Here is a 14,686-nt window from a genome sequence, read left to right as displayed (position 1 = left end):
CATTTCCCATGACTGACGAGCAACTCGACTGGCCGGCGATCCGCGATGCGGCGCGCCGGCTGGAACGCGGTGATCTGGTCGCGTTTCCGACTGAAACGGTGTACGGCCTCGGCGCCGATGCCGAGAACCGTTGTGCCGTTACGTATATTTACGAAGCCAAGGGCAGACCGTCGAATCATCCGGTCATCGTGCATGTCGCGCCTGAGGCGGATCTCTCCTATTGGGTAAAGTCCGTTCCGGAAGACGCGCATAAACTGATTGCGGCTTTCTGGCCCGGGCCACTGACGCTGATTCTCAAGCGGGCAGACAATATTCCTGACACCGTATCGGGTGGTCAGGATTCGATTGGTATTCGCTGTCCTGCACATCCGGTCGCGCAAGCATTGCTGCGCACCTTCAAGAATGGTCAGGGCGGCGTTGCCGCACCATCGGCAAACCGCTTTGGCCACGTGAGTCCGACCACTGCACAGCACGTGCGTGATGAATTTGGCGCGAATAATCCACTGGTGAGTTGCGTGCTGGACGGCGGACAAAGCGATGTTGGTATCGAGTCCACGATAGTGGATTTATCGCGTGGTAAGGCCATGTTGCTGCGACCGGGGCATATCGATATCGATGCATTGGCCGCAGTGCTTGGTTACTCGCCATCGTTGCCCGATGCGGAGGCGCCGCGTGTGTCCGGCGCACTGGATGCGCATTACGCACCTTCCACGCCGGTGGTGCAGATCGCAACGGCGGAACTGAAATCGATATTGGCCCGTTTGCAGAATGCCGGTTATACAGCTGCGCTCATGCACTACACGGATGCGGATGTTTCCGCGACGACGACAATCAAGCTATCGCAAGATGCCAGTGCTTATGCGCATGATCTGTATGCGGGGTTGCGCAAGATGGATGAGGCAAAGGCCGATGTGATCGTGGTGGAAATGCCGCCAGCGGGCGAAGCATGGCGAGGGATCAACGATCGTTTGCGTCGCGCTGCACATGATTCGGCAGGCATACTGGAGCGCCTGCTGAAACCTGAAGGTTGAGACAATCAGGGCTGCCAGGCAGATAAGAAGCGGCCACCATGAAAAACCAGCGGTTCCTTGGGGCAGACATCACAGGCTTCGACTTCGCCAACGAAAATCACGTGATCGCCTTCCGGATAACGGCTGCGATTGTGGCATTCGAACCAGGCTGCGACACCGGAAAGAATTGGCAGACCTGTCGCAGATAAGGTGTAATCAATGCCTTTGAAGCGATCTTCTCCGGGGCGCGCAAACTGATTGGCGATTTCTGCCTGATCGGCGGCCAGCACGTTGATCACGTAATGCGAATTGCCGGAAAAAATCGGCATGCTATTGGCACGTTGATTGAGGCTCCACAACACCAGTGGCGGCTCCAGCGAGACGGAATTGAAGGAGCTTGCCGTCAGACCCAGAAAGCGACCGTCCGGCAGACAGGTGGTGATGATGGTGACGCCGGTGGCGAACTGGGACAACGCGTGACGGAAGTGGCGCGTATCGACGGGAACAGGCGGGTTGTGAGAAGAAATAGACATCAATGACTCAGGAAATTTCGTTCATTATGCCAAAAAGGGGCCTTTCCTTGGCGAGAGGATGCATTGCATTGTCATCGTATCCATATGTTGGCTTGCCTTTTCTCGCCCCGTCACACGATTACCTTGTATGAAGCAAGACCTTGATTTATTTGCGCTGTTGCGTCAGCAGGCGGTGCGTCTGCCGCTCGACATCGCGACCGATTCGCCGCGTCGAGCGATTTCGTTTCGCCGTTTCTGGTCACGCATTGAGCGTGCGACGGCTCGCCTGCAAGGCGAGTGGCATGTCGAACCCGGCGATCACGTTGTCTATTGGGGGAATGCGCATCCTGATGCACTGATTCTTCTTGTAGCGGTTGCACGTTGTGGTGCGCGCCTGCTGCCGCTGGAACGCTCAGACTTGCGTCAGCAGGCATCCGTCATCTGGGAGCACTATCAACCCAAAGCCGTTGTGCATGATGATGGGCTCTTGATTGATTCATCCTTGCATGCCGCCGTCATTACCAGTTTGCCCTCGATGCTGTCGGTACGCTGTCATCATGATGAAGACGTGGAAGAGAACGATGCCTTGCCGAGCCTGGTCGATCTGCATTGGGAAGCGGGCCAGTTGCAGGCACGGACGTATAGTCTGCATGCGTTGGCAGAGAAAGCAACGATGGCTGAACATCTTCAGACAGTGTCGGGCGCAACTTGCCCTGTGCAGGTGCAGGAGGAGCTGTTCAATCCGCATCTACTTTCTTCACGGATATTTCCTGCCTTGTTGCGCGGTGAGACCGTGACATTTGTCTGATCAACGCATCTGACCCCTCCAAAGCACGTGTTAATGCATTGAGCAATCGCAGCATGCATGTGACAATAGGCCACACGATCAATAACGGAGCACATCGATGGTAACAGAAATGGCAACCCTTGGCGGTGGATGCTTCTGGTGTACTGAGGCAGTCTTTCAGCAATTGAAGGGCGTGCAGACAGTCGAATCGGGTTATACCGGCGGCGAGATCGCTCATCCGACTTATGAGCAAATCTGTGAAGGGACGACCGGGCATGCAGAAGTGGTGCAACTCACGTTTGATCCTGCCGTCATCACGTTCCGCGAAATTCTGGAAGTGTTCTTCACGATCCATGATCCCACTACACTAAACCGGCAGGGGAACGATGTTGGTACGCAATATCGTTCGGTGATTTACTATCACTCGCCCGAGCAAGAGGATGTGGCCAAGCATGTGATCGCAGAGATGGCCAATGTATGGGATGCGCCCATCGTGACAGAGCTCAGTCCGATTGGTACCTATTACAAGGCGGAGGATTATCATCAGAATTTCTTCCGGCAAAATCCGATGCAGGGTTATTGCGCTTTTGTCGTGGCACCCAAAGTGTCCAAGTTTCGCCAGACATTTGCCGACAAGGTAAGGAAATAAACGTCATGCGCACAAAACAAAAAAGCGGCTACGGCCGCTTTTTTGTTTTGATGTGCAGAGAGCAGAGAACTAAGCGGCTTGATCAATCTTTGCAGTTATCTGATGAGCGGTGGTTTGTTCTGCGGCCAGTTTGCGCAAGACGTGTGCTGCTGCGACCAGGCCGAAGGAGGCCGTCACGACCATTGCCGAGCCGAAGCCAGCGCAGTTAAGGCCGGTAATGCCGTTGTCGCTGCTGTCTGCCGGCTCGTTGCCAATCGTACAGGCTTCGGTATCCATTTCCGGAAAACGTAAAGGTTCGGTCGAGTAAACTGCATCGATGCCAAATTTGTTCTTGGTCCCACGCGGGAAGCCATGCTCGGCGCGCAGACGCTTGCGTACCTTGGCAAGCAACGGTTCCTGTTCCGTACGACACAGATCCAGCACTTCTATGCGCGTGGGATCCATCTGGCCGCCTGCGCCGCCAATCGTCACCAGCTTCAAACCGTGCTTTCTGCAATAGGCAATCAAAGCGGTCTTGGCGCGGACGTTATCGATGGCATCGATAATATAGTCATAGTGACGAATGCCGATCATCTCGTCCAGATTGTCGGCAGTCAAAAAATCTTCAATTTCCGTGACGACGCATGTTGGATTGATCTGCGCAATGCGTTGTGCAAGTGCGGTGACTTTGGCCATGCCAAGGGTATCGGTCAGTGCGTGCAGCTGGCGATTGACGTTGGATTCGGCCACATTGTCGAGATCGATCATGGTGATATGACCAATGGCGCTACGTGCCAGTGCTTCCACCACCCAGGAGCCGACGCCGCCAACACCGATCACGCAGACGTGGGCCTGGCGAAAACGTGCGAGTGCATTTTTGCCATAAAGACGTGCAATGCCGCCAAAACGACGATCAAAATCGATATCGTCATTTTCTGTTTCGGCGGCGGGAATCAGGGACAGATCGGTCATGGCCGTCATTTTAACGGGCATGACGATGCTTTGCTGCGTTGTTCCTCCCGGTCGTGCGGGAGCTATGCCAATTTGTGGTGATTTTGCGCCAGACTTGCCAATTAATTCAGATTTGCGATGGATCAAGCGGTAAAAAACAGGCATCGCGACAATGGGAATGATGTTGTCGCCTCATGGCTTGGTCACGCTGGCAGAGACGCCAGCATATGCTTATCATGAACGCATTCCACGACCATTTTCACGAAAGAACACGCATGTCGATTGCAGATATCCGTACGGATTACACACAGGCCAGTTTGTCGGAACAGGATACGGATGCTGATCCGATGGCGCAGTTTGCACGCTGGTTCGAAGAGGCGCTGGTAGCACAAATCCGCGAGCCGAATGCGATGGGGGTATCGACCGTTTCTGCAGATGGCCGTCCGTCCTCAAGAATTTTGCTGGTCAAGGACTTCGATCAGCGGGGTTTTACATGGTTCACCAATTACCAGAGCCGCAAAGGTGAGCAGCTAGCGATACATCCGCATGCTTCCTTGCTGTTTCACTGGCTGGAGCTGGAGCGTCAGATTCGTATCGAAGGCAGAGTGGAAAAAGTATCGGCTGCGGAAAGCGACGCCTATTTCCACAGTCGTCCGCTCAAGAGCCGTTTGAGTGCGATTGCTTCGGCACAAAGTAGTCCAGTTGCCGACCGGGCAACGTTGGAAGCACGTTATGCGCAGGCCGAAGCACAGTATGGTGATCAGCCACCACGTCCTGAACATTGGGGAGGCTATCGTTTGCAACCGGATTATGTAGAGTTCTGGCAAGGACGCGCTTCACGTCTGCATGATCGCATTGTCTACACACGTGCACCGGATGGGGCCTGGCAGCGGCAACGACTGCAACCGTAAATGGAGGCGTTGGAGAAAGCGTAAACAAATAAAAAAGCCGCATCGTCCTGATGCGGCTTTTTCTTTACTTGAAGATTATGATGCAGAACGCGGCTGCATCGGGCAACTTTCACGAGGCGGGATGATGCCCCATTCGATTGCGACGGTCGGGCCGTTGGCTTTTTTGGTCCAGGGAATCTCGATCATGCCGTGCTCGGTTGCTTGTGCCATCAGCGCAATCGTACCCGGATCAATCTCATCTGGATTGACCTGACTGCGATTAATCGCAACCAGCATGCCACATTGCTCAGCGTGTTCTTCGTTCACCCAGGGCGATTTACTGTAATCACCATCGATCAGAACCTGAACCTGACGTCCAATACGCGTAGCGATGTTACCGCCGATCCATGTATCCGCTGCCACCACAGTCAGTGGAATCTGCATACGCTTGTTCCATTCGGCATGGACCAGTTTGGAAATCTCTGCGCCCGGAAAGGTTGCACGACTTGGGCGACCGGATTTGTCTGCAAGCGGGCCGCGTGCCAAGCCATACCCAACTGCACCAATAATCTGGAAAGCAACGACGACGATTATTGTTTTGCGTAATAGAGCGGTGTCATCTCCTGACCGCAGTAACCAGAACGAAAAAAAGCCGAACAGTAAGAAGAAAGTTGTGGCCCAATGAGAAGCCAAAGGCACTTTCATCACGCCCGCAATGAAGAGTGTCAGAACAATTGGAGCAATCCCGACAAACAGGACAAAGAATTTGTCCGAGCGAGCGAGGTCGTTTGCGATTTGTGATCCATTTGCTTTGGCAGCCGGACCGCCACGTTTATCTCTAGACCAAATAGCTACGATAAATGTTGCAACAATCATCAATGCGATTCGACCAAGGTTTGTGATGAGAAAGCCGAATAGATCACTGATTTCGTTCGCATAACTCGTCATGGTTGTGAGCTGGTGGCCTGCATAGGCAAGAGGACCTACGGTTTGTTGCTTCAACCACAACAGGTGCGGCGTCACCATGCACACCACGATGGCAGTTGAAAGCACAATGCCTTTCCATGTCGCACCGCGTTTCAAATGGCCTGTCAGCAGCAGATACAGGAAAAATACGGCGAACTGTACCAGCGCGCTGTACTTGGTCAGGAAAGCACAGCCACTAAAAAAACCCAGCGCTGCCCAGGCCCACAGGCTATCGGTACGGGTCGCGCGGTAGAGCATCCAGATCGCTCCGGCCAGCGTCCATAACTGCATAGTATTGTGATTGTTCATCACGCCACGCACCGTAAAGTAAGCGATCAGTGAGACGAGCAGTGTTGCGATCAGAGAGCGTTGCTGCGACGTGAATTCGCAACCGAGTTTCCACAGCATCCATAGCGCCAGGACTACACTGAGCTGACCTGTAAAAAAAGTGAGCCAGACCGGACGGTCAAAAACGAGCGTCAAGACATGCAGAATCCAGCTTGGCAAGGGTGGATGCTTGTAATATCCCCACTCCAGTCCGCTGGCCCAGACCAGTTCTTCCATATTGTCCCAGTCCGGCGAACGGTGGCTGAGGCCGGTGAAAATGGTCCACAGTGCGAGATGCAAAAGCAACAAGGCAAGCACGACCGGAACAAGATTGTCGGTGTGCAGAGAGAACAGGCGCCTGGAGCCGGTGTCAGGAAGATGGGTCGACATGATGTGGGTGTTTTTCTGATTTGATGCCGCAAGAAACAAGGATTTTACGAAGGTTTTTATCCTTGCCGGCCATGGCGGTGAATTATAATCTTGCTCATCAATTGCTGCCCAAATTTAGGCGGTGATCGCGACAATTTTCTGCAAAGACCGCCTATTTTCTCTGAAGGTGTTTTTTCATGCCCCACGCTCAAGCCTTGCCCGTTCGACGAGCAGATGATGCGCTGATTTCCTGTGTCATTCCTGCTTATAACGAAGCGGCACATCTGGCTGACTTTTTACGTGACCTGCGTGCGACGCTGGCGTCGTTTGCCGTGCATTACGAAATTATCGTGGTCAACGACGGCAGTGCGGACAAAACCGAAGAGGTCATGGCGTCGTTGCTGGGGGAAACCGGTTTGCGCTATTTGAGTCTGTCGCGCAATTTCGGCAAGGAAGCTGCACTTTCTGCAGGCATCGACAAGGCGCGTGGCGATGCCGTGATCCTGATGGATGGTGATTACCAGCATCCACTCTCTCTGCTGTCCGAAATGGTCGAGCTCTGGAAAAGCGGTATCGACATGGTCTACGGTGTGATCAGTGATCGCAGCAATGAATCACGCTTGAAGCGCTGGGGAACGGGGATGTTCTATCACCTGATGGAGTCCGGCTCGCCGATCACGATCCCGCGCAATGCAGGCGACTTTCGTCTGATGGACCGCAAGGTCGTCAATGCCTTACGCCAGTTACCGGAACGGAACCGCTTCATGAAAGGTCTGTACGCCTGGGTTGGTTTCAGCACGATTGCCTTGCCGTTTGTCCCGGCTGATCGGGCCACCGGTGTGTCGAGCTTCAGCTATCGCAGTCTTAGCCGCTTGGCGATGGCGGGCGTGACGGCATTTACGACGCTGCCTTTGCGTATATGGAGCGGTATCGGGGTGGTGATTTCCATTCTGGCCTTGCTGTATGCCTTCTGGATCGCGACCGACTGGTTGCTGTTTGGGAGCGATGTACCGGGTTGGACGACGCTGGCCGCGGGTCTGATGTTTTTCTCAGGCATTCAACTGATTTCGATTGGTGTACTTGGCGAATACCTCGGGCGTGTGTACGACGAGGTAAAGAAGCGCCCGCTTTATATCATTGCGCGTGACGTGGATAACGGTCCCGCCAATGGTATTCCAGGTGATGACGAGCACGCATGAAGCTTGAGGAGCTATGGCGCATCGCACGCTTTGGCGTAGTTGGTCTGACGGCTGCGGGCGTGCATTACTGGACCGTCATTGCACTGGTTGAGTTGCTGCAGATTGCACCATTGCATGCCAATGTGGGTGGGTTCGTGGTGGCGTTCTGGTTCAGTTACTTCGGACATCGGTACTGGACGTTTTCCGATACGGTGGGACACCAGCCAGGTCAGCGTCAGTCATTTCTGCGATTCCTGTTGGTAGCGGTGCTTGGCTTCCTCATGAATGCATTTCTGTTTTTTCTTTTTCTGCATTACACAGACATACCGTACTACGTGGCGCTGGCAATTGTGGTACTGACAGTTGCCGCCATGACTTATGTATTAAGCCGCCTGTGGGCATTTAGACGGATCGCTTCCTGATGAACAACAAACTGACGCCGATTGCACTGTGTGCGGACGACTATGCGCAGAATGCCGGTATAAATGAAGGTATTCTGGACTTGCTGGACAAGAAACGGCTGACGGCCGTGAGTTGCTTTTCAACGGCACCCGGCTGGAAGCAGGCGGCACCAGCTCTCCTGCCGTATGCAACACAGACTGATATCGGATTGCACTTCAATCTGACGGAAGGGTTTGGTCAGGAAAAAATGCCCGGCTTGCGTAGTGTCATTCTGCGTAGTTTGTTGCGAGGCATGCAGGCAAAAGAGATCAGAAAAAAGTTGGAAGATCAACTGGACGCCTTTGAAGATGCAATCGGCCACGCACCTGACTTCATTGATGGTCATCAGCACGTACATCAACTACCGGGTGTGCGTCAGGTCTTGATCAAGGTGCTGCAACGGCGGTATGCCGACAAACCGATCTGGGTGCGTAATACCGTGCCTGCCGATCTGACATGGAAAGGCAAACCACAGATCCTGAAACTGCTGGGCGGGCAGGTGACGGCGGATCATCTGTATTACGAATCCATACCGACCAACGATGGCTTTGGCGGCGTGTATGGATTTGATCGCGCCGATTACGATGCCTGCTTTCGCGACTGGCTCAAGGCAGCGCGTCCCGGCATGCTGATCATGTGTCATCCGGCGACGGCTCCATATCCGCATGATGACATCGCCAAGCAACGCGTTATCGAACATGCGTTTCTTCAATCATTCGATTGCGTACGGGCGCTGGATCAGGCACATGTGCAACTGGCAAAACTCTCCGATTGCTTTTTGCTGCAGGAGCAGAAACAGGCCGCAAGCGCCTGAACCCGTTGATGCGCAAAGGCCGCAGCCTGTTCAGATACGGTCGTTATCTGTACAGTACTTGCATGCTCGCCGGAGTCAATCGCTTGTGCCCGGTCACGAGTATCGATTGGCTTGTATGAGAGAAGTGGAAATCATGGGTGAGCCCTTATGCCTTCTGTGCATAAGGTTATGAAAATCACTTCGTTGTAGAGCGATAAAGATCGCGATAGGCTGTTCCGTTTTACATTAGCGCTCCCGGCGTGTACACGCTTTGCGAGCAGCGCGATGTTCGCTCAATGAACAATACCGATCAACTCGTACATTGGTTACTTGGCAGTCTGGAACTGCAAACGACGGTGTTTCATGTCGGCCAATACTGTGGTCGCTGGCGTGCCTCGACTGCAGGACGTGCGCTTGGCAGTTTTCATCTGGTGTTGCATGGTGACTGTTATTTGCATTTGGAAGGTGCCGAGCCGATCGCATTGCAGCCTCAGGATGGTGTTTTCCTGTTGCGCGATATTCCTCATTTCTTGAGTCCTGAGCAGGAGCGAACTGCCGTTTTGCCGCAGGTGGCAATGCTGCCGTTGAATGCCGCCGCTGCAAGCGATGCAACCGGGCTGGCGTGCGGTTATTTTCACTTTCGCACAGCGTTGAGTGCATTGATTGTCGATTCGTTTCCAGACTATGTGATTCTGCGTGCTGATGATCCGTCGTTGCGCGCAGCACGGGCTTTGCTTAACTTGATTCTGGAAGAGGGCGGGGATGATCCGGAGCAGCCATCACCGCTCATTGCGCGTCTGGTGGAACTTCTGTTTTTCTATGTCATGCGGCACGTCGCGCAATCCGATGTGGTTGCATCGGGCTTGCTGGCACTGGCCCGTCGTACCGAGTTCAAGCCATTGCTGGATCACTTGATGCAGGCTCCGGGTGAAAACTGGTCGACGGATGAAATGGCTCGTGTCACACACATGTCACGTGCCAGTTTCTATAAACATTTTGTCGACGCAAGTGGTCAGCCGCCAGCACAATTCCTCCTGTCCTTACGCATGAAGATCGCCGCACAGCATTTGCATGCAGGCGAGTCGGTTGAGCGTACCGCCGAGCATGTTGGCTATCGTTCGCATGCAGCATTTTCACGCGCTTTCAAAAAAGTCATTGGTGAACAGCCAGGCGCCTATCGGCGTGGCGTGCGTGCCAGGGACAATCTGCGGCAATTAAACTGATATCGAAAGACGTTTGAGCAAGAAACAGCGACGTAGGTGCATGGTATGCGATTCATACGATGCCATAATAGACGGTCAATTATTTCAAGAGGAATGACATGTCCCGTCTGACACTACGAACACTGGAGACCGCACCTGCCGATAGCAAACCTTTTGTTGAGCGTGCCATTGCGAACAATGGCTTTCTGCCCAATCTGATTGCTGTTCTGGCCAACTCGCCACAAGCGCTGGAAACCTATCTGACCGTTTCCGGAATCAATGCAAAAACCTCCCTGACGCTGGCCGAGCGCGAGGTCGTGCAGATCACGGCAGCGCGGATTCACGGCTGTGACTTCTGCATAGCCGGTCATACGGCAATCTCACTGAAAAAAGCACAGTTGCCGGTTGAACAGGTGCGTGCGTTGCAACAAGGACAGGACACGGGCGATGCCAGGCTGGATGCAGTCCGTCATTTTGCCGAAGCCGTGATTGCACGTCGTGGTGGCGTGGATGACGGTGATTATCAACAATTTCTGCAAGCCGGTTATAGTGAGCAGCAAGCGCTGGAAGTCGTGCTCGGCATCAGCCTCGCTACGTTGTGCAATTTTGCAAACAGCCTGGCAGGTAGTGCGATCAACAAGGAATTGCTACCCTTTGCGCCAGGAGCCATCTGATGATACTACCCACCACATTGCAAACCTGGCTGCAGGCGCAGAGCGATACGCTTGATCGCTCGCAGGATCTGGCATCTGAGGTGCTGCCCAAACTGAGCGAAGCGGGTCTGTTTGGTGTGGGCGTACCGCAGCAGTATGGTGGTAGTGGCGGTGATGTGCGCGATGCGATTCATGCGATTGCAGACGTGGCGGAATATTCGTTGACCGCTGCATTCGTACTCTGGGGGCATCGTACATTCATCGAGTATTTGCTGCACAGTCCGAATCAAGTGCTGGCTGAACGCTGGATTGCCCGACTGGCGAAAGGTGAGCGAGCTGGCGCTACCGGGTTATCGAATGCGATGAAGTTCCTGTCCGGTATTGAGTCGCTGCAAATTACAGCGACGCCTGAACAAGATGGCTTTCAACTTGAAGGCTCACTGGCGTGGGTAACCAATTTGCGCAAGGAAGGTTTTATTGCGGCTGCAGCGGTTGCTTCGTCAAAGGATGCGCCACCTGCCATCGTGTGCTTTTGTAATGAGACTGAAGGCGTGCAGCGCAGTGCCGATCTCGATTTGATGGCGCTACGTTCCAGCAATACCGCAGCAGTCAAGCTGAAGGCTGTGCACATCAGTGAGGACGAGGTCATCCATAGTAATGCGCGCGAATACTTGCCGGGCGTGCGCCCGGGATTTCTTGGTATGCAATGCGGGATGTCGATTGGCCTGGCGCGCGCCAGCCTGCGTGCGGCAGAAGCCTTGTGTGCTGCCACGCGCAGTCAGCTGAACGGCCGTGTCAGCGAATTGCAGCAGCAACTGAATGACGTGGTAGAAGCCATGACGGCGGGTATTCTTGACGGCAGTTTCAAGACTAAGGCGGCTGGCTTGTTCCGCATTCGCATTACGCTGGCGGAGATCGTGCAGCAGGCGGTCATGCTGGAATTGCAGGCCAGCGGTGGTCGCGCCTATTTGCAGGATAATGACCGCAACTTTGCACGGCGCTGGCGCGAATCGGCATTCATTCCCATCGTGACGCCGAGTCTCACGCAATTGCAGATTGAATTACAAAAGCAGGCAGCAACCTCGGGAGCATGATGACTTACGACGTGTCGCCAACTGATATCGGTGATATTGCACTGGAAGGCCGTAATCTGCGTTTTGGTTACGGCAGTCGCACCATCTTCAAGGATGTGTCGCTGCATGTACGCAAGCGCGAGATTGTCTGCCTGCTGGGCGGTAGCGGTTGCGGAAAATCCACCTTGTTGCGCGTACTCGCTGGCTTGGCAGAGCAGCAGCAGGGCGAAGTCTCGTTTCTTGGCAAGCCACTGGATGCGCCGCATCCACGTGCCGCGCTGGTCTTTCAACAAGCCAGTTTGTTGCCGTGGCTGGATGTAACGGGTAACGCAGGCTTTGGCCTGGACTTTGCGCGGCAACCTGTCATCGACAAACAAACACGTCAGGCACGCATTGCAGAGGCACTGGAAGCTGTTGGTCTGCGTGGACACGAACGCGCTTTTCCGGCGCAACTGTCCGGCGGCATGGCACAACGTGTTGCGCTGGCCCGTGCACTGGCCCGTGAGCCCGAACTGCTTTTTGCCGACGAACCTTTCTCGGCACTGGATGCGATTACGCGTGCCGGCATGCAGACCTTGCTGGTCGAGCTGGTGCATCGCTGGCATACCGCCGTTCTTCTGGTGACGCATGATATCGACGAAGCCATCCTCGTGGCTGACCGCATCCTGCTGATGGGCAAGGATGAGGGACCGGATGCGCCGGGTCGTATCGTGCAGGAGTGGACACTCGATATTCCACGTCCGCGCGAAGCACATACCAACGAAGTTACCGAGTTACGCATGCAGATTCTGTCTGCCTTGCGTCAATTACAAATCACTGCCTGATTCACTTCTTAATTAAAGGTAATAACCATGAGCACGCTGTCGAACAACAAGAAAATTCATATCTGCGCGTCTTCCGATTGCGATTGCGGTATGACGCGCCGCGATTTCCTGCAGATGTCGGCGATGGCAACAGCGGGTGCTGCTGCGCCGATGTTGTTTGCTAGCGATGCAATGGCGCAGAATTTCAAGGGAGATGACCAGCCGGTCAAGATTGGCTATCTGCCGATCACCGATGCAACGCCATTGCTGGTGGCACACGGTCGCAAGCTGTTTGAACAACAGGGCCTGAAAGCAGAAAAACCACGCCTGTTCCGCAGCTGGGCACAGATCATCGAGGCATTCGTTTCCGGTCAGGTCAATGTGATCCACTTGCTGTCGCCTGCGACCTTGTGGGTGCGTTATGGCTCCAAATTTCCTGCCAAGGTGGTGGCGTGGAATCACATCAATGGCTCGGCGGTCACTGTCGCTAACGATATCAACACGATTGGCGATCTCGGCGGCAAGACGTTTGCGATTCCCTTCTGGTATTCAATCCACAATATCCTGTTTCAGCAGCTGCTGCGCAAGAATAATCTGACTGCGGTAACGCGTGCGCGCGGCGAGGCAATCAAACCGAATGAAGTCAATCTGGTTGTGCTGGCACCGTCGGAAATGGTTTCTGCCTTGGCGACGAAGTCGATTGCCGGCTTTGTTGTGGCAGAGCCGTTCAATGCCAACGCAGAGATCGCCGGTATTGGCAAAGTTTTGCGCTTTTCGGGCGACGTCTGGAAAGATCACGCCTGCTGCGTCACCTTCCTTGCCGAGCGCGATTTGAATGACAAGCCGGAATGGTCGCAACGTGTCACCAATGCCATCATCAATGCGCAATTGTGGACGCGTTCCAACCAAGTGGAAACAGCCAAGCTGATGGCCTCAAGCGGCGAGGAAAAATACACGCCGCACAGTCTGCAAGCGCTGACCAAGGTATTGGCTGTCAGCGACTTCAACAGTTATGAGAAGCGTGGCGTGATCGCGCACCCGAACTGGAATCAGCGTCGTATCGATTTCCAGCCTTATCCATTCCCTTCCTATACCGAAGAACTGGTGCGCGCGATTACGCAAACCAAGGTGGAAGGCGATATCAGCTTCCTGCAAAAACTTGATCCGAAGTTTGTTGCCAAGGATCTGGTGGATGACCGTTTTGTTCGCAAGGCGATCACTGCGGCTGGCGGCCCTTCGGCATTCGGCTTGCCTGCTGGCTACACCCGTACGGAAACGATTGCTGTCTGATGAAAAAAGTCTTGCGCGATCGCATTCTGCTGCCCTTAATCGGGCTGGTCGTCGCGATCATTCTTTGGAGCTTTGGCGTCTCTCTGCTGGAAGAGCAGACGCCGATTGCTGCCATGTTCGCGCCGTGGCCGACAGCGCGTGCATTTGTTGAACTGGTGACAGGTGCCGACATCTGGCTACACGTTTATTTGAGTCTGAAGCGGGTTGTTGTCGGTCTGGCGTTTGCATTTGCCATCGGGGTGCCTTTGGGTATTTTGGTGGCGACGTCGAAGGTGTTTGCCAATAGCAGCACGCCTTTGTTTCAGCTCTTGCGGATGGTGTCACCATTGTCGTGGATGCCGTTGGCTGTCATGGTGCTGGGCGTTGGTGACGCACCGGTTTATTTTCTGTTGGCGTTCGCTGCAGTATGGCCGGTCATGCTCAATACGATTGCCGGTGTCATGCATCTGGATCCGAACTGGTTGATGCTTGCCAAGAGCTTGTCTGCAACACGTACGGAGCTTGTCTTGCGTGTGATTCTGCCCGGGATTACTGCACATATTCTCACTGGCGTTCGTCTGGCCATCGGCATCATCTGGATTGTGCTGGTACCGGCAGAGATGCTGGGTGTGTCCGCCGGCCTGGGCTACTTCATTCTCGATACGCGTGATCGTCTGGCGTATTCCGAATTGATGGCAGCGATCATTCTGATCGGCATGCTGGGCTATTTTCTGGATTACGCCGCGCGCTTTGCGCATGCGCGTTGGTCGCATGTCAAGGAACGTGAGTTTGGTCGTTGATCGCATCCATCTGTAATGTTGATCGGATGTCATA

General features: G+C 54.2%; 16 protein-coding genes. 13 read left to right on the top strand and 3 right to left on the bottom strand.

The window, feature by feature from the left end:
* Positions 1 to 8 precede the first annotated feature (8 nt).
* On the top strand, positions 9 to 1,031 hold the full coding sequence (locus tag IEV29_RS07520) for an L-threonylcarbamoyladenylate synthase (RefSeq protein ID WP_188380589.1): 1,023 nt from the start codon (positions 9 to 11) through the stop codon (positions 1,029 to 1,031).
* Positions 1,032 to 1,036: 5 nt separating this feature from the next.
* On the opposite strand, the gene IEV29_RS07515 is transcribed toward IEV29_RS07520, so the two are convergent.
* On the bottom strand, positions 1,037 to 1,543 hold the full coding sequence (locus IEV29_RS07515) for a flavin reductase family protein (protein ID WP_188380588.1): 507 nt from the start codon (positions 1,541 to 1,543) through the stop codon (positions 1,037 to 1,039).
* Between the two features lie 127 nt (positions 1,544 to 1,670).
* Here IEV29_RS07515 and IEV29_RS07510 point away from each other — a divergent pair, with 127 nt between their 5' ends.
* Both IEV29_RS07510 and msrA read left to right on the top strand, forming a co-directional pair.
* Positions 1,671 to 2,330, top strand: a complete 660-nt coding sequence (locus IEV29_RS07510; protein ID WP_188380587.1) for an AMP-binding protein — start codon at positions 1,671 to 1,673, stop codon at positions 2,328 to 2,330.
* A gap of 97 nt (positions 2,331 to 2,427) precedes the next feature.
* A complete protein-coding gene (gene msrA / locus IEV29_RS07505) occupies positions 2,428 to 2,958 on the top strand; it encodes a peptide-methionine (S)-S-oxide reductase MsrA (RefSeq protein WP_188380586.1) in 531 nt (176 codons plus the stop codon).
* A 69-nt stretch (positions 2,959 to 3,027) separates the two neighbouring features.
* Here msrA and tcdA read toward each other — a convergent pair whose 3' ends face one another.
* Positions 3,028 to 3,909: a tRNA cyclic N6-threonylcarbamoyladenosine(37) synthase TcdA gene (gene tcdA, locus IEV29_RS07500; RefSeq protein WP_188381116.1), complete on the bottom strand. Its 882-nt coding sequence runs from the start codon at positions 3,907 to 3,909 to the stop codon at positions 3,028 to 3,030.
* 254 nt (positions 3,910 to 4,163) lie between these two features.
* Here tcdA and pdxH point away from each other — a divergent pair, with 254 nt between their 5' ends.
* Complete coding sequence (pdxH, locus tag IEV29_RS07495; RefSeq protein WP_188380585.1) at positions 4,164 to 4,799, top strand: pyridoxamine 5'-phosphate oxidase; 636 nt, start codon at positions 4,164 to 4,166, stop codon at positions 4,797 to 4,799.
* Between the two features lie 75 nt (positions 4,800 to 4,874).
* On the opposite strand, the gene IEV29_RS07490 is transcribed toward pdxH, so the two are convergent.
* A complete protein-coding gene (locus tag IEV29_RS07490; protein ID WP_188380584.1) occupies positions 4,875 to 6,461 on the bottom strand; it encodes a glycosyltransferase family 39 protein in 1,587 nt (528 codons plus the stop codon).
* Between the two features lie 176 nt (positions 6,462 to 6,637).
* Between IEV29_RS07490 and IEV29_RS07485 the strand changes: the two genes are divergently transcribed.
* The 9 genes from IEV29_RS07485 (at position 6,638) to IEV29_RS07445 (ending at position 14,652) form a co-directional block, all read left to right on the top strand.
* Positions 6,638 to 7,639, top strand: a complete 1,002-nt coding sequence (locus IEV29_RS07485; RefSeq protein WP_188380583.1) for a glycosyltransferase family 2 protein — start codon at positions 6,638 to 6,640, stop codon at positions 7,637 to 7,639.
* The gene (locus IEV29_RS07480; RefSeq protein ID WP_188380582.1) at positions 7,636 to 8,040 is read left to right on the top strand and encodes a GtrA family protein; all 405 of its coding nucleotides are present in this window, start codon (positions 7,636 to 7,638) and stop codon (positions 8,038 to 8,040) included. The genes IEV29_RS07485 and IEV29_RS07480 overlap by 4 nt, the downstream gene beginning before the upstream one ends.
* Positions 8,040 to 8,873, top strand: a complete 834-nt coding sequence (locus IEV29_RS07475) for a ChbG/HpnK family deacetylase (RefSeq protein ID WP_229726275.1) — start codon at positions 8,040 to 8,042, stop codon at positions 8,871 to 8,873. Before IEV29_RS07480 ends, IEV29_RS07475 begins: the two co-directional genes overlap by 1 nt.
* Before the next feature lie 275 nt (positions 8,874 to 9,148).
* Positions 9,149 to 10,075, top strand: a complete 927-nt coding sequence (locus IEV29_RS07470; RefSeq protein WP_188380581.1) for an AraC family transcriptional regulator — start codon at positions 9,149 to 9,151, stop codon at positions 10,073 to 10,075.
* 98 nt (positions 10,076 to 10,173) lie between these two features.
* Complete coding sequence (locus tag IEV29_RS07465; protein ID WP_188380580.1) at positions 10,174 to 10,728, top strand: carboxymuconolactone decarboxylase family protein; 555 nt, start codon at positions 10,174 to 10,176, stop codon at positions 10,726 to 10,728.
* A complete protein-coding gene (locus tag IEV29_RS07460; RefSeq protein WP_188380579.1) occupies positions 10,728 to 11,801 on the top strand; it encodes an acyl-CoA dehydrogenase family protein in 1,074 nt (357 codons plus the stop codon). Before IEV29_RS07465 ends, IEV29_RS07460 begins: the two co-directional genes overlap by 1 nt.
* Positions 11,798 to 12,604 (top strand): ABC transporter ATP-binding protein, encoded by an 807-nt coding sequence (locus tag IEV29_RS07455; protein ID WP_373868103.1) that lies wholly within the window; start codon positions 11,798 to 11,800, stop codon positions 12,602 to 12,604. The genes IEV29_RS07460 and IEV29_RS07455 overlap by 4 nt, the downstream gene beginning before the upstream one ends.
* A gap of 27 nt (positions 12,605 to 12,631) precedes the next feature.
* A complete protein-coding gene (locus IEV29_RS07450) occupies positions 12,632 to 13,873 on the top strand; it encodes an ABC transporter substrate-binding protein (RefSeq protein WP_188380578.1) in 1,242 nt (413 codons plus the stop codon).
* A complete protein-coding gene (locus IEV29_RS07445) occupies positions 13,873 to 14,652 on the top strand; it encodes an ABC transporter permease (RefSeq protein WP_188380577.1) in 780 nt (259 codons plus the stop codon). Before IEV29_RS07450 ends, IEV29_RS07445 begins: the two co-directional genes overlap by 1 nt.
* The last annotated feature ends 34 nt before the right edge of the window (positions 14,653 to 14,686 follow it).

Source organism: Oxalicibacterium faecigallinarum, from assembly GCF_014635705.1.
GTDB lineage: Bacteria > Pseudomonadota > Gammaproteobacteria > Burkholderiales > Burkholderiaceae_D > Oxalicibacterium > Oxalicibacterium faecigallinarum.
The sequence above is the reverse complement of the archived record's forward strand: the minus strand, read 5'-3'. Positions and strand labels throughout refer to the sequence as shown.